Annotated in this window: 15 protein-coding genes and 1 pseudogene; 2 read left to right on the forward strand and 14 right to left on the reverse strand. The window is 72.0% G+C overall.

Annotated elements, in window-relative coordinates:
- Window positions 1-10: 10 nt before the first annotated feature.
- From BJ986_RS16730 to BJ986_RS04675, 9 genes are all read right to left on the reverse strand, one after another.
- On the reverse strand, window positions 11-1,483 hold the full coding sequence (locus tag BJ986_RS16730; protein ID WP_179420925.1) for a PGAP1-like alpha/beta domain-containing protein: 1,473 nt from the start codon (window positions 1,481-1,483) through the stop codon (window positions 11-13).
- Window positions 1,480-1,809 carry a hypothetical protein gene (locus BJ986_RS04640; RefSeq protein ID WP_179420926.1) on the reverse strand — a complete coding sequence of 110 codons (330 nt, stop codon included), beginning with the start codon at window positions 1,807-1,809 and terminating at the stop codon, window positions 1,480-1,482. Before BJ986_RS04640 ends, BJ986_RS16730 begins: the two co-directional genes overlap by 4 nt.
- A 91-nt stretch (window positions 1,810-1,900) precedes the next feature.
- Complete coding sequence (locus BJ986_RS04645) at window positions 1,901-3,295, reverse strand: M20/M25/M40 family metallo-hydrolase (protein ID WP_179420927.1); 1,395 nt, start codon at window positions 3,293-3,295, stop codon at window positions 1,901-1,903.
- Window positions 3,292-4,017, reverse strand: coding sequence for an esterase family protein (locus tag BJ986_RS04650; RefSeq protein ID WP_179420928.1), 726 nt, complete (start codon window positions 4,015-4,017; stop codon window positions 3,292-3,294). The genes BJ986_RS04645 and BJ986_RS04650 overlap by 4 nt, the downstream gene beginning before the upstream one ends.
- Before the next feature lie 26 nt (window positions 4,018-4,043).
- Window positions 4,044-5,192 carry an alpha/beta hydrolase-fold protein gene (locus BJ986_RS04655; RefSeq protein ID WP_179420929.1) on the reverse strand — a complete coding sequence of 383 codons (1,149 nt, stop codon included), beginning with the start codon at window positions 5,190-5,192 and terminating at the stop codon, window positions 4,044-4,046.
- Window positions 5,189-6,169: a type 1 glutamine amidotransferase family protein gene (locus BJ986_RS04660; protein WP_179420930.1), complete on the reverse strand. Its 981-nt coding sequence runs from the start codon at window positions 6,167-6,169 to the stop codon at window positions 5,189-5,191. Before BJ986_RS04660 ends, BJ986_RS04655 begins: the two co-directional genes overlap by 4 nt.
- A gap of 12 nt (window positions 6,170-6,181) precedes the next feature.
- Entirely contained in the window at window positions 6,182-7,405 is a 1,224-nt protein-coding gene (locus BJ986_RS04665; RefSeq protein WP_179420931.1) for an ATP-grasp domain-containing protein, read from the reverse strand.
- A 37-nt stretch (window positions 7,406-7,442) separates the two neighbouring features.
- The gene (locus tag BJ986_RS04670; protein ID WP_179420932.1) at window positions 7,443-8,444 is read right to left on the reverse strand and encodes an o-succinylbenzoate synthase; all 1,002 of its coding nucleotides are present in this window, start codon (window positions 8,442-8,444) and stop codon (window positions 7,443-7,445) included.
- 61 nt (window positions 8,445-8,505) lie between these two features.
- Window positions 8,506-9,066 carry a CHRD domain-containing protein gene (locus BJ986_RS04675; RefSeq protein ID WP_179420933.1) on the reverse strand — a complete coding sequence of 187 codons (561 nt, stop codon included), beginning with the start codon at window positions 9,064-9,066 and terminating at the stop codon, window positions 8,506-8,508.
- Between the two features lie 116 nt (window positions 9,067-9,182).
- On the opposite strand from BJ986_RS04675, the gene BJ986_RS04680 reads away from it, so the two are divergent.
- Window positions 9,183-9,671, forward strand: a complete 489-nt coding sequence (locus BJ986_RS04680; RefSeq protein ID WP_179420934.1) for a redoxin domain-containing protein — start codon at window positions 9,183-9,185, stop codon at window positions 9,669-9,671.
- A gap of 24 nt (window positions 9,672-9,695) precedes the next feature.
- Here the strand turns inward: BJ986_RS04680 and BJ986_RS04685 are convergent, their stop codons facing one another.
- The 3 genes and pseudogenes from BJ986_RS04685 to BJ986_RS16865 all read right to left on the reverse strand — a co-directional run.
- Window positions 9,696-10,100: a VOC family protein gene (locus BJ986_RS04685; protein ID WP_179420935.1), complete on the reverse strand. Its 405-nt coding sequence runs from the start codon at window positions 10,098-10,100 to the stop codon at window positions 9,696-9,698.
- 30 nt (window positions 10,101-10,130) lie between these two features.
- On the reverse strand, window positions 10,131-10,490 hold the full coding sequence (locus tag BJ986_RS04690) for an HNH endonuclease signature motif containing protein (protein ID WP_179420936.1): 360 nt from the start codon (window positions 10,488-10,490) through the stop codon (window positions 10,131-10,133).
- Window positions 10,491-10,695: 205 nt separating this feature from the next.
- A pseudogene (locus BJ986_RS16865) lies at window positions 10,696-11,466 on the reverse strand (DUF222 domain-containing protein); the annotation flags it as partial.
- Between the two features lie 71 nt (window positions 11,467-11,537).
- Between BJ986_RS16865 and BJ986_RS04700 the strand changes: the two are divergent.
- Complete coding sequence (locus BJ986_RS04700) at window positions 11,538-12,476, forward strand: 1,4-dihydroxy-2-naphthoyl-CoA synthase (protein ID WP_179420937.1); 939 nt, start codon at window positions 11,538-11,540, stop codon at window positions 12,474-12,476.
- Window positions 12,477-12,498: 22 nt separating this feature from the next.
- On the opposite strand, the gene BJ986_RS04705 is transcribed toward BJ986_RS04700, so the two are convergent.
- Entirely contained in the window at window positions 12,499-13,425 is a 927-nt protein-coding gene (locus BJ986_RS04705) for an aminoglycoside phosphotransferase family protein (RefSeq protein WP_179420938.1), read from the reverse strand.
- Between the two features lie 54 nt (window positions 13,426-13,479).
- The gene (locus BJ986_RS04710; RefSeq protein WP_179420939.1) at window positions 13,480-13,932 is read right to left on the reverse strand and encodes a hemerythrin domain-containing protein; all 453 of its coding nucleotides are present in this window, start codon (window positions 13,930-13,932) and stop codon (window positions 13,480-13,482) included.
- Window positions 13,933-13,951: the final 19 nt, after the last annotated feature.

Raw genomic sequence — 13,951 nt, forward strand, 5'->3', positions numbered from 1 at the left:
AGGCCCCTCATCACGTGATCCGCTCGACGGTGTAGTCGCGGACGACGGGAGGGCCGTGGGTGTCGCCGGCGAAGAAGTCGCTCGCGCCGCTGCGCCACGCCGCCAGCCCCGGATCGGTGGACTGGTCGACGAGGGCTGCGGTGCGCACGTAGAGGCGCGTGTCATGGGCCTCGCTCGCCCGGTCCAGCCCGGCCGGATCGGTCGGGTCCTCGCCGCCACCCAGCTCGCGCGACACCGTGACCCAGGTGGCTCGATCGGGGTTCGGTACCCCGTCCAGCCGAGGCACGGCGTCCTGCCGGTGCTCGAGCGAGAGGACCTGGATGTCTGCCGGGATGGGCATGCGCCCGACGGGCGAGCCCATGGTGACGACGTGCGTCACCGGCTGCGCCTGGGTGAAGCGCGGCGAGGAGGCGAGTCCGGCTGCTGCCATCCCGCCGAGGCTGTGACCCACGAGCATGACGGGGCCCGGGGTCGGCACCGTGGAAGGCTGCGCGGCCGACGCCTGCGCGGATAACGCCCGCGCGGATGAGGCCTGCGCCTGCTCCAGGGCCTGCTGGACTCCCTCGGCGAGCACCGTCCCGTCCTGGGCCATGGTGCGCACGTCCGTCGTGAGATCGAACGGGTTGCGTCCGGCGCCCGGGTCCCAGACCTGCGTGCCGCTGATCTCGACGATCCACGCGGAGCCCTGCGCCCGCGGCACCTCGATGACCCGGACGTGCCCGGCATACGCCTCGCTGTCGCCCACGTTCCGCTGGTCAGCCGCGAGGTCCTCGAGCGAGCGCGGGACGCGGGCTCCGGCGCGGGGCGAGGCCTGCGGGGTCACCCGCGCGCGACCACGGTCGGACAACAACCCCCACAGCGCGGCCCCGTCGGCCAGTGCCCGCACAGCCACCTCGTAGTCCTGCCCGGCGGTGAGGCCCTCGGTGCGCGGGGGCGTCGCGATGAAGGGGCGCGTCAGCGGGTCCGACCGCAGCCCGGCGACCAGTCCCTCCGCGCCTCCGGCCACATCCGCGATGGCGGGGGTGGCGAAGACGGCCTCGTCGAGCAGACGGGCCACCTCGACGCCCAGCGCATCGAGCGCCAGCACGCCCACGACGATCGCGGGGGCGCACGCGCCCACGGCGTACATGACGGTGTCCTGCGCCAGCTCCAGGGTGCGGGCCGCCGCCTCCTCGGCCTGCCGGTAGGACCTCGAAGCGGCAGCCAGGGCGACGGACAGCGAGAGCAGGGCGGCCATCTCGCCCGGGAGTCCGAGCGGCCCGACCGCCTCGATGAGTGCGGCGTCGGCCCACGCCCCGGTGAGCGGGCTCAGCACCGAGCCCGCCACCAGATCCGGGTCGGTCGCCACGGCGGCCACGTGCGACACCACGACGGCCGCCTCGTGTGCCACGTCGGCCAACAGACCGGCGGCCGCGTCGAGCGAGTCCAGCCCGACGGCAGTCCCGGACGACCCACCCCGGACGCGGATCGGCTTCCCGTTCACCAGCTCCCCACTGGCCGCGAGACCGGCGTGCTCGTGGCGCGGGCGAGGTCGGCGGCGAGCGCCGCTCCGCGCAGGAGCTCGACCCGGGCGGCCTCCACGGCGTCGGCGTGGGCCTGTACCCGCCGGGAAGCCTCGTCGAGCCGGCGTGCCGCGTGCTGCAGCGCATGCGCACGCTCCTGGGCGCGCTCGCGGAACAGCGTCGCCGCCGGCGACCGCCAGGTCACCTCACGGGCAAGCGCGACCCGCCACGCCAGCCTGCGAACCTGCTCGGCCTCGGCTCTCAGCCGCACCGCCAGAGCCCTGATCTCGTCCGGGTCCCCCACCATGCGACGACCCTGCCGCGCCGCAGGAACCCACGCACACCGCTCGTCCGGCGCCTGTGGGCTCAGGATCCTGTCGGGGAAGGCTGTGGACCGATCAGTCCGCTGCGGCCCCGGGCTCGAGCAGGCCGCCCAGGTCGGCGAGGAACAGGGCCTGCGTGAGCGCGGTCCGCCGCAGCTCCTGTGGGTCGACGCTCTCGCCGGGTGCGTGGATCCGCGCCGCAGGCTCCTCCACGCCCAGCAGCATGATCTCGGCGTCGGGGACGAGCTCCGCCAGGGCGGTCGCGAGCGGGATCGAGCCACCCTGTCCCGTGGTCACGGCGTCCCGACCGAACGCCGTCCGCATCGCCCTGCGCATCGCCGCGTAGGCCGGTCCGTCGGTCCTCGCGCGGAACCCGTGCCCCAGCGAGACCGGCTTGATCTCCACCTGCGCGCCGAACGGGGTGTGTGCCCGCAGGTGGGCGATCAGCAGCCCCTGGGCCGCGGCGGCATCGGTGTCGGCCGGCACCCGGAGGTTGACCACCGCCCGGGCCTCGCCCTGGGCTGCGGCGGTGACCTGGCTGACCGGTGGACAGTCGATCGCCAGCACGGTGGCCGCCGGTCGCGCCCACAACAGGTCCCCCACGGTCCCGGTGCCGGTCAACGGCTCAACCCCCTCGAGCAGCCCCGCATCGGTGCGGAACCTGGCGGTGTCGAAGGGGGCCCCGTCCCACACGCCACTGTGGTCGAGCCCGTCGACCGTCGTCTCGCCCGCCGCGTCGCGCAGACTGGCCAGGGCCGTCAGGAGCGCCTGCAGCGCGTCCGGCGCGGCGCCGCCGAACATGCCGGAGTGCGCCGGGTGCCTCATGGTGCGCACGGTCATCAGGACGCTGCCGGTGCCGCGCAGCGAGGTCGTGAGGGTGGGGAGGCCGACCTCGACGTTGCCGGTGTCGGCGAGCAGCAGCGCGTCGCACTGCACGAGCTCTGGGTGCGCCCGGGCCAGCGCCTCCAGGCCGCCGCTGGACTGCTCCTCGGAACCCTCGCAGACGACGGCCACCTCGACCGGCCACTCGCCGAGGACCTCGCGCAGCGCCCGCAGCGCCAGGATGCTGGCCATGAGGTTGCCCTTGCAGTCGGCGGATCCCCTGCCGTACCAACGACCCTCGCGTTCGGTCAGCTCCCACGGTGGCGTCTGCCAGTCAGCCGGAACGCCGACCGGCACGACGTCGTAGTGCGAGTACAACAGCACCTGGGGCGCCCCGTCAGGGCCGCCCGAGCGCCCGACCACGGCGAGCGACCCGTCGGGCGTCTCGTGCGCCCGTATGCCGTCGATCCCGGCCTCGGTGAACAGCTCGCCGACCAGCGCGGCAGCGGCCCGGCACTCGCTCTGCGGCTCGATCGCCGGGTTGGCCACCGATCGCAGCGCGACCAGCCGCGCGAGGTCGTCGCGGACCCGCGGCATACCAGCGTCGACCGCGGCGGCGAGGCGCTCAGCCAGGGACGCGGCACTCACGGCACGAGGTCGTCGAGGTAGAGCGGCAGCATCTCCCACCAGGTGGGCCAGTCGTGGTCGTAGCGGTCGCCCCAGTCGTCGACCCGGTTGGGAACTCCCTTGCGGCCCAACGCATCAGCGGCCGCCCACGACTCACCCACGTCCTCCCACCGGCCACTGCCGGAGGCGAGGACGACGTACCGGCGGCGCAACAGCTCCAGGGTGGGGCCCTCGAGCCCGGGCAGGAACTGCAGCGGCGAGGCGAAGTACCAGTCCTGCGTGGTGTCGGCGCCCTCCATGAACCGCTCCACGTGGTAGGTGCCGCTCATGCAGATGGCAGCACCGAACAGGTGTGGGTAGCGACAGATCATGGCGAACGAGTTGAACGCACCGATCGAGGCGCCCGCCACGATCACGGCCTGGGGAGAGCTGTCCGCGTGGATGGCCGGGACGACCTCCTCGGCGACCGCCTGGTGGTACTGGTTGAACAGCCACATGCGGTGCTCCGGCGATCCCTCGTTGCGCTGGAGGGCCTGACCGGCCGCGCTGTCGCAGGAGTAGACCTTGATCCTGCCCGCCTCGATCATCGGTGCGAGCCTGCCGACCAGGTGGTGACGTTCCACCTCCTCGGCATCCCCGCCCGCGGTCGGGAAGAGCAGCACGGGCACGCCGTAGTGGCCCCAGCGGACCAGGGTGATGTCCCGGCCCATCCGATCGGAGTGCCATCGTTCGGTGACCTTCATGCGGTGCTCCATCTCGTCGGGTGCGGCTACTCGTACACGAACTTCTGTGGTCCGGGGAACAGCCAGGACAAGCCGTCCCGCAGGCGGTCCCGCCAGTCCTCCCAGTTGTGGCCGTCCCGCGCCTCGACGTACTTGACCGTCATCCCGGCCCCGCGGAAGACCGGCACCATCGACCGGTTGGGGGTGATCAGCGGCTCGTAGGTGCCGCAGCTCATGAAGATCCGCTCGACCGGCGCGGTGGGCTTGGCCCGGTAGCGGTTGACGAACTTCACGACCGGGTCGAAGGCCGGCCCCCCGCCGTGGTCGGTGCCGATGTCGGTGAAGACCAGCGAGGCGGACTGCAGGAACAGCGACCCGAACACCCCCGGGTACCGCACCGCCGTCGACAGGGACGCGATGCCACCGAAGCTCGACCCCATCAGGGCCCGCGCGTGCGGGTCGTCGATGAGTGGCAGGCGTTCGGCCAGGGTGGGGAGCAGCTCGCGGGCGATGAACCGGGCGTGCGGTGCGTAGTTGGGGTACTCCCTCAGGCGGTCCCGGGGTGGCACGAACGCGGCGACCAGCGGGGCGACGTCGAGGCGGTGGATGAGGTTGTCCAGCACGGTCTTCATGGCGGCGTAGTCGAGGTAGTCGGTGCCGTCGTGGACCACGAGCAGCGGATACCGCAGGGCAGGGTTGTACCGGGCCGGCAGGTAGAGCTTGACCGGCTGCTCTCGACGCAGCGCCTTCGAGCGCAGGGTGTCCTCGACGAGCTCTCCCGGACGGGCCTCCGGGTCGTGGTGCACCCAGTCGGGCACCTCGTAGCCGGTCGCGGCGCAGACCGAGCTCGACCCCATCGGCGAGTGGGCCACCCGCTGGTTCAGTGGGTCGTTGAAGGTCTCGTAGTGGTCGCCATGGCGCGTCTCCAGCTGGTACTCCACCCGGGAGCCGGTGGGCAGCTCGGTGGTCACCGCCCACAGGTCCGTGTCGGGCAGGCGCTTCATCGGCATGGGGTCGGCGAGCCCCACGACACGGTGCCGGACCCGCACCTCGTCGACCTCCCCCCGGAAGAGGAAGGTCGCCCGCTCGCCCTCGATGATCGGTGCCCCGTACCGCGCGACGAACCGGTCGATCGCCGCGCCGTCCACGGGCAGGCGTTCGCGCAGCCGGTTGATGGCCAGCCGTCCCTCGCTCACGAGACCGCCCCCCTGCCGTTGGCGCCGTGCGACCCGTTCGGCGCGCCCAGCTCGTGGATCGCGCCGTCGATCCCCAGGATCCGAGCGCCCAGGGGCAGACCACCGTCGGCCGTGAGCTCGAGGGCCGTGCCGTCGTCGAGGAGGACACAGTGCTGGTCGGTGAACCGGCGTGCCATCACCGCACACCGGTCCCGGTCGTCCAGGCGCAACCGGCGACGGGCATGCGGCAGCGCCACCAGGCCGCGGACCCGCCTCAGCCCGCGGTCGAAGACCTCGGCCTCGGTGTTGCCCTCCGGCCCGTGGTCGTGGAACAGCACCACCCGCTCGGTCAGGGCCATCGCGCCGGCCGACCAGGCGACCACCGGCACCTCGTCGGGGATGCGGATCGCGAACAGCCGCAGGGTCCGCAGCAGGGTGCCCACGTGCCCACCGGTGAGCACCACCGCGGCCGCCTGGCCCAAGAGGTCGGCGAGCTCACCACGGTGCCAGCCGATCACGCTGCTGGCATCGATCGGAGAGGCGGCGTCGAGCTCGGCGTACAGCGACTTGAGCTGGGCGGCGTACCACTGGTCGACGTGGCGAACCACCTCGATCGAGTCGTCGAGGGCCGAGTAGGCCGTGGCCTCGCCGCGCGCCCGCCCCTCGGCCTCGCGCGTGCGGCGCTGCACGGCATACACGCCGTCCATGGCGTTCTGGAGGCGCAGGCGGTAGAGCGAGAGGAGGGCGTCGTGGCGGTCGCGGAAGGCGAGCGCGGCGGCGCCGAAGACCTCGTCCTTGGTGATGACGTCGAGGCTGCGGTGGTAGAGCCGCAGGTGGCGGGTGTCCCCACCCAGCACCGTGTCGAGCTCGTCGACGACGTCCTCGCGCTCCTCCCACCCCGCGTTGATGGTCGCGACAGGGCCGTCGACGCCGAGCGAACGCAGGGCGGTGCCGGCCGTGGTCATGAACCGTTGCGGCCCGAGGAGGACGGTGCGCATCAGGGGCGGCGACTAGCCCGCGTGGACGTGGATAGTGCGGCCCACGTCGTCGAGCATGGCGCGCAGGGTGTCGTAGTCGGGGTGGCGCATCCGGACGTAGGCGTTGGCCATGTACCCCGCCTCGACCGGCTGGGTGAGGTGGCCCACCGGCGGGAAGTGGCCGTCGATGATCCACTGGCCGTAGCGACCCTGGATCTCGTCGATGCCGCTGTAGCCGGTGATGCTCCCGTCGGCCTCGGGTCGCAGCGCGATGATCCCAGCCGAGTAGGGACGCCGCATCGGCTGCTCGGGACCGCCGTGGACGATGACGTGGGCCCACTCGCGGTACACGTCGACGTCGTTGCTCGCGGAGTAGAGGTCCCAGCACCCGACCCCCGGCGGACGGCAGCCGATCTCGGAGAACTTCAGTCCCTTCGGGCCGTGGAACCACTCCATGTGGGTGGCGCTCGTCCCGATGCCGAGGGCTTCGATGACGCGAGCGCCCATCTGCGCCACCTCGGCGTAGAAGGGCGAGTCGGCCACCCGGTTGGTGGTGGCGAACTGCGGGGAGATCCAGCGGTTGCGCATCGCCTCGAGGACGTTGGGGTAGTAGTGCGTGGTCCAGTCGTGGACGACGCGGCCGTCCCGGGCGATGGTGTCGTAGAAGCCCTCGTGGCCCTCGACGAACTCCTCGATCGCGATCGACGCGGCCCCGTGCGAGCCGAACTCGGTCAGGGCGTGGGCCAGCTCGTGGTCGTTGTCGACCCGCGTCGTGTCCTTGGCGCCGGCCCCGTCACGCGGCTTGAGGATGAGGGGGTAGCCGACCGCCTCCGCGAAGCTCCACGCCTCGTGGGCGTGGTCGACCGCGGCGGACGCAGCCGTCGGCACCCCCGCCTCACGAAGCGCCTGCTTCATCGAGGGCTTGTCGCGGCAGAGCCAGGTGGTGCGCACCGAGGTGCCGGGTATGCCGGTGGCCTCGCGGACCTGCGCGGCGACCATCGTGTGCGCCTCGACAGTCGCCTCGAGGGCGTCCACCCAGACCCGGGACTGGATGAAGCGCACCGCCTCGGTCATCGCCCGCAGGTCGGTCACCGAGCCGACCTTGTAGTAGCCGCTCATCGCGCCGCGGAGCTCGTCGTCGAGGGTGTACTCGTCGGACTCGCCGATCCCGATGACGTTGGCCCCCACGGAGGCCAGCGCGAGGGCGAAGCGTCGCTGGTTGGCGGGGAACCCCGGCTCGACGAAGACGATGTTCACGGACCCGACCTTATGCCGAGGCGGGCCCGCGTGCGCGTCACGGCGCCACGAGCCGACCGTGCGCGGCCGCGACCCGCTCGCGCCACCACTGCTCACGCTCGGTCGTTGCCGCCCACCGGGCCAGCAGGGCCTCGTCAGGCTCGACCCGGCCGACGGGAAGCACACCCGCGCGGGGCGCCAGCGGGTCCGTGCAGACGTCCCCCTCGAGCAGGGCGACCGTGCCGAGGCCACAGGCGAACGGCAGGTCGGGCAGGGCTGCCGCCAGCGCGACTCCCGCGGCCATCCCGACGGAGGTGTCCAGCGCCGACGAGACCACCGCCGGCAGCCCGCAGTCCGCGACCACCTCCAGCGCGCGCTCGACGCCCCCCAGCGGCGCCACCTTGACGACGACCACGTCGGCAGCCTCCTCACGGGCCACCCGCGCCGGGTCCTCCGTCTTGCGGATCGACTCGTCGGCGGCGACGAGGACGTCGATCCCGTTGCGTGCCAATGCCACCCGCAGCTCGCGCAGCTCGCTCACCTGCGCGCAGGGCTGCTCCGCATACTCCAGTCCGTATGCCGAGAGCCGGCGCAGCGCGTCGGTCGCCTCGGCCACGGACCAGCCCCCGTTGGCGTCCACCCGGATCCGCCCGCCGGGTCCCATCGCGTCGCGGACCGCGGCCACGCGGTCCACGTCGTCCTCGAGGTCCTGGCCCGCCTCGGCGACCTTGACCTTCGCCGTCCCCGCGCCCGGGAAGCGCGCCAGGACGCCGGCCACCTCGTCGGGCGACACGGCGGGAACGGTCGCGTTGACCGGGATGTCGGCGCGCCTGGCTGCCGGCCACTGGCCCCAGCCGGCCTCGACCGCTGCGGCGAGCCACCGCGAGGACTCCTGCGCGCCGTACTCGAGGAAGGGCGAGAACTCGCCCCAGCCCGACGGGCCGCGCACCAGGGCAGCCTCGCGGACGGTGACGCCGCGGAACCGCACCCGCATCGGGATCGCGACCACGCGCATCCCGGCCAGCAGCGCCTCGAGCGGAGGCAACGCCGGGGTGGTCATGCGTTCCATTGCACCAGACGCGCCCGGACCGCTGGTCGCGGCCCGGGCGCGATTCCTGCGGTCAGTGATGGTCGTGCGGCCTCAGCTGGTTGCGGATCTCGCCACCGGGGTACTTCGTGCTGTGGACGTTGGCGTAGGTCGAGTCCGCCCGGATCGCCGCGAGCAGCTCCGAGAACTCCCCCGGAGCGATGCCCTGGCCACTGGGTCCGATCACGTCGGCCGCCCGCAGCGTCCCGCTGACCTCTCCCGGGTTGGTCGTCGGACAGGCGGGGGTGCCCGCAGGTCCGTTGCCCAGGTTGCTGCAGAGGAACACGCTGATGCCACCCGTCTGTGACGGTGAGCCGAAGTGGATGTGCGACTGGGTGACGGTGCCCTCGAGATTGGCGTAGCGCACCGTGTAGGCGATCGTGCCGGCACCGGGGTCGATCCGCAGCCTGATCGAGCCCTGCCCGCTCGTGGACAGGGCCAGCGGCGTCTCGTGGTACCCGCTCAGCCGCTCGGTGATCGTGAAGGAGCCGTGGTTGCCGTCGCCGGCCGAGGCCACGGCGCCTGCCCCGAGGACGGCGACGGCGCCGAGCCCGGCGGCTGAGGCGACCACGCACCACTGCTTGAGTGTGTTCATGCGGACCTCCTGGGAAAAAGGGGGCGAGACGGGAATCCGCCCACCTCTGTGCTACGAATCCCCATCGACAACAGTTCATCGACGGTGCCCTGAAACCGTCAGACGAGAGGACACCCGTGCCGACCCTGTCCGATTTCTCCGCAGTCACCCTGTCCGGCGAGGAGCAGCCGCTGTCCGCGTATGCCGGGAAGGTCGCCCTGGTCGTCAACACCGCGAGCGAGTGCGGCTTCACCCCCCAGTTCGAGGGCCTGGAGAAGCTCTACGGCGAGTACGCGGACCAGGGCCTGGTCGTGCTGGGCTTCCCGTGCAACCAGTTCGGCGGACAGGAGCCGGGCGACGAGGCCCAGATCGGCGAGTTCTGCCAGCGCAACTACGGCGTCAGCTTCCCGATGTTCGCCAAGGTCGACGTGAACGGTGACGAGGCACACCCGGTCTCCGACTGGCTCAAGTCGGAGAAGGGCGGCCTGCTCGGCAGCAAGATCAAGTGGAACTTCACCAAGTTCCTCGTCGGCCGCGACGGCAAGGTCATCAAGCGCTACGGCTCGACCACCAAGCCCGAGGACATCACCAAGGACCTCGAGGAAGCCCTCGCCGAGGCCGCCTGACCCGCGGACGCGCCAATCGCGGCCTCAGCGGTCGCGGCTGGACAGCACGCAGAACTCGTTGCCCTCCGGGTCGGCCAGGACCGTCCACGTGACGTCGTCGTCCTGGCCGACATCGGCCAGGGTCGCGCCCCGCTCGAGCAGGGCAGCGATCTCGGCGTCCCGGTCCTGGCTCGTGTGCGGCGCGAGGTCGATGTGCAGGCGGTTCTTGATGGTCTTGCCCTCGGGGACCGGCACGAAGACCAGGCCTTGCGCCTGCCGCATCCACGTCGCGCCGTCCTCGATCACGTCCTCACTCATGTGCTTGGGGATGACCGCCACCTCATGTGCGTCCTCGTAGACGATCCGAAAATCGAGGGTTTCCGCCCACCAGCGCGCCTGGGCGGCGATGTCGTGGCTGTCGATGACGGTGGTGTACCAACGAAGGGCCATGCACCCCAGCCTAGAAGGGCTGCGCGCGGTTCACTTGCGTTGGACGAACGCCACCGTCTTGCGCGCGGTGGCCGCATCGGTGATGACCCGATGGTGGTAGATGGGGTCGTGGGCGCGTCGATGGTGGTGGCCGCAGAGGGGGACGGCGAGCGCGAGGTCGGTTTTGCCGCCGCGGTGCCACGGGTCCTCGTGGTGCAGCTCGCACCAGGCATACGGTCGATCGCACCCGAAGGCCGCACACGCGTCGTACCTCGTGGCGAGGGCGACCCTCTGGGCTTCCGTGAAGAAGCGTTCTGCGCGACCGAGGTCGAGCGGGAGTGACGCGCCGTCGAGGACAGCCGGCACCAGGCCCGCGTTGCAGGCGAGCCGGCGAGCCTCGCTCGCCGACACGTCGTGGGCGGTGTCGAGGTGGGCCGTGCCCCACGCCCTCGCGAAGTGTCGTCAGGTCGAGCGTGACGACCACCGTGGCCGTGACCTTCCCGGCGAGCCGGTCGGTGGGCAGGTGCTCGAGCAGCTCGACGAGGCTCAGACCGTGCTCGTGAGCCCAGCCACCGGTGGCTCCGGATGGCCGGGCCCGGCGCCGGCGGGGGGAGGACAGTTGCTGCACGGCCTTGCGCAGCACCGCTGCCGCGAGCGTGGGCACCGTGAAGTGTCCGGTCGTGGTGCCGTCCCCGTTGTCGTGCATCGTCAGTCTCGTCGCGGCCAGGGCGACCTCCTCCTCGGAACGCAGGAGGCGGTCCTCATGGAGGACGACCTCGTCCCGGTCGGCCGTCACCGCACCGAGTGCTCGCCGAGCGATCGCCCGAAGCCGTCGTGGGTCGCTGTGGCGCGACTCCTCGACCAGCGTCCGCTCGATCGTGGCGCGCTGGTCGGGCGTGAGCGAACCCGGCAGCTGGGCCGTCGAGGTGGCAATGACGCGGGCGTGCTCCGCCGACAGGTGCCCGGCCGAGAGCGCCTGCCGTGTCTCGTGGAGGTCGTCACCGAGCCTGCTCGCCAACGCCACGTCACGCGACGCCGCAGCCGGCTCCTGCAACGTCACGGTCGCCGCCCAGGCACCCGTGTCGGTGTGCGCAGCCCCCTCGCAGACCTGGTGCCGCTCGGCGGCCGACAGCACTGCCAGCCGCAGCGACTGCACCCTCGCCAGGAGGCGGTCCACCTCGCTGAGGGCCGCGCCCAGGTCGGTGCCCACCGGGAGGCCCCAGTCGTCAGCCCACCCGGCATCGAGGACGTCGTGCATCGCTCGCACCACCAACGGCGCCGAACGCGGCGAACGCGCGACAGCTGCGACCGGTACCGGTCGTTCGACTGTCGTCACTGTCCCCATGCCTGCCATTCTATTCGAACATTTGTTCGAAAATCCAGTCATCCACAGCCAGTTCTTCGCCCAGCATCAACCGCGCGGCATACCTCACGCTGGGCGCGGCTAGGCTCGCGCAGGTGAGCGAGCAGCGTGTGGTGAGCCAGACCTTCGACCCCGGCGCGTGGGATGCCGTGGAGGGGTTCGAGTTCACCGACATCACCTACCACCGGGCCCGCGGAGTCGGGGCGGTGCGGATCGCGTTCGACCGACCCGAGGTGCTCAACGCCTTCCGGCCACACACCGTCGACGAGCTCTACCGGGCGCTCGACCACGCTCGCCGCACGCCGGATGTCGGGGTCGTCCTGCTCACCGGCAACGGCCCGGGCCCCGAGGGGACCGGCAGCGAGGGCAAGTGGGCCTTCTGTTCCGGCGGTGACCAGCGGATCCGCGGTCGCTCGGGCTACCAGTACGCCGCCGGGGACACGGCCGAGACGGTCGACGAGCGTCGGGTCAAGGCCGAGGGCGGCAGGCTGCACATCCTCGAGGTCCAGCGACTCATCCGCACCATGCCCAAGGTCGTCATTGCCCTGGTCAACGGCTGGGCGGCAGGCGGTGGTCATTCGCTGCACGTCGTCTGCGACCTCACCATGGCCAGCCGCGAGCACGCCCGGTTCAAGCAGACGGACGCCGACGTGGGCTCGTTCGACGGTGGCTACGGCTCGGCCTACCTCGCCAAGATGGTCGGCCAGAAGTTCGCCCGCGAGATCTTCTTCCTCGGGCGCACGTACACCGCCGACGACATGCACCGGATGGGCGCGGTCAACCTCGTCAGCGCGCACGCCGAGCTCGAGTCCGACGCCCTGCAGGTCGCTCGGGAGATCATGGGCAAGAGCCCGCAGGCGCAGCGGATGCTCAAGTTCGCGTTCAACCTGCTCGACGACGGACTGATGGGCCAGCAGGTCTTCGCCGGGGAGGCGACCCGGCTGGCCTACATGACCGACGAGGCAGTGGAGGGGCGCGACCAGTTCCTCGAGAAGCGGGACCCTGACTGGTCCCCCTTTCCCTGGTACTTCTGAGCGTCCGGCGACCCGGCGCGGCTCAGTGCCAGGTCGCCATGACGCGGTACGGGTCGAGGAACCGGTCCTGGTGCAGCGGCGTCTCCAGCAGGATCCACGAGACGTTGTCGACGGCGACGGCCTGGCACAGGGCGCGGGCCAGCGCCAGGTCGAGCCCCGCGACCTCGACCAGCTGGTCCAGCCGGCGACGCAGGGCGCGCTCCGGGTCGCCCGTCGCGAGGGCGTCCTGCCACCGGTTGCGCATGGCCGCGATCACGTCGAGCTCTGCCGGCCCGGCTGACGGCAACGGGTCGATCGCCCGCCAGCCGGGGTCGGGATCGCCGGCCCGGGTGTGCAGGACGTTGCAGTAGTGCAGGTCGCCGTGGATGGCCGGCCAGGGTCCGTGGGCATCGATCTGCGCAGCCACCGCCGAGAGCGTGTCCAGCGCGCCGTCGACGTCGCGTCGGGTGAGCCCCTCCACGGCAAAGTCGCGACGCCGGTGGACGTGTGCGCGGATCCGCCGGAGCTCCTCGGACAGGCTCGGCACCCCCTGCGGGGCGGGCACCTTGGCGAAGCCCGCGATGAAGCCACCGATCACCTGCGTCGCGGCGTCGATGTCCGCCTCGCCCTCGAGGTCGCGGCCGGCGTCCAGAGCCTCCAGCAGGAGCGCGCGCGTCTCGGCGTCGTGCCGGACGAGCCCGACGACACCGCGGCCCTGCCAGGCACGCAGCACGAGCCCCTCGGCACGCATCCGGGGGTCGTCCTCCCCCAGCTTGAGCACCCAGGACTGCCCCGCCGGCCCACGCACCGGCCACACCACGGAGACATAGCCCCACATCGGGTCACCGGCAGGCTCGAGCGACCACTCCTGCGCGAGTCGTGCCGCCACCGAGCCCAGCGACCGGGCCCACTCCCGTTGGGTGTCGTCAGCTCGGTTCGCGACGAACGGCGCCGGCACGGTCCAGGTCATGGGTGGCCATGCTGCCCCACCGGGCCCGCGGCCTCCACCGACTTGGTGCGAACGTCAGCCGGAGCCGCCGAGGTCCACCTCGAAGGCCTCGTAGACCAGGTCGGCCCCGCGCTGCCGGTGGCGGACCAGCTGGCCCATCAGCGTGGTGACCTCCTCGCGGAAGGCAGGAAGGTCTGCGATCGTGCCGCCGTGCTCGAGGACCGCGAGGTAGCCGCCGATCGCCTCCGCATACTGCTCGTGCTCGCCCATCAGCCGGTCCACTGCCCTCATCAGCCGTGGAGCCCCGCGTCGCACCCCGTCATAGATCCCGCCGGGTCGTTCGGTCAGGTCGACGTGGTCCCGGAAGTCGTGGGACAGCTCCGCGAGCGCCGCCCGGACCCGTTCGCGCCAGGCGCCTCCGCGGGCGATCGGCGAGGCCAGCGCCTCGTCCACCGCCGCGACCGAGTCTCGCAGCTCGCCGCGGTGAGCCCGCACCCGCTCGATGTATGCCGCGAAGTCGGCGTCCATGGCACCTCCTGTGATCCAT

The sequence above is a fragment of the Pedococcus badiiscoriae genome, assembly GCF_013408925.1.
Lineage (GTDB): Bacteria > Actinomycetota > Actinomycetes > Actinomycetales > Dermatophilaceae > Pedococcus > Pedococcus badiiscoriae.

What these genes read in the sequence shown, in the direction of transcription:
- BJ986_RS04640 (WP_179420926.1), bottom strand. Translation starts at nt 1,809, where the DNA reads ATGGTGGGGGACCCGGACGAGATCAGGGCTCTGGCGGTGCGGCTGAGA.
- BJ986_RS04650 (WP_179420928.1), bottom strand. Translation starts at nt 4,017, where the DNA reads ATGAAGGTCACCGAACGATGGCACTCCGATCGGATGGGCCGGGACATC.
- BJ986_RS04660 (WP_179420930.1), bottom strand. Translation starts at nt 6,169, where the DNA reads ATGCGCACCGTCCTCCTCGGGCCGCAACGGTTCATGACCACGGCCGGC.
- BJ986_RS04670 (WP_179420932.1), bottom strand. Translation starts at nt 8,444, where the DNA reads ATGACCACCCCGGCGTTGCCTCCGCTCGAGGCGCTGCTGGCCGGGATG.
- BJ986_RS04675 (WP_179420933.1), bottom strand. Translation starts at nt 9,066, where the DNA reads ATGAACACACTCAAGCAGTGGTGCGTGGTCGCCTCAGCCGCCGGGCTC.
- BJ986_RS04685 (WP_179420935.1), bottom strand. Translation starts at nt 10,100, where the DNA reads ATGGCCCTTCGTTGGTACACCACCGTCATCGACAGCCACGACATCGCC.
- BJ986_RS04705 (WP_179420938.1), bottom strand. Translation starts at nt 13,425, where the DNA reads ATGACCTGGACCGTGCCGGCGCCGTTCGTCGCGAACCGAGCTGACGAC.
- BJ986_RS04710 (WP_179420939.1), bottom strand. Translation starts at nt 13,932, where the DNA reads ATGGACGCCGACTTCGCGGCATACATCGAGCGGGTGCGGGCTCACCGC.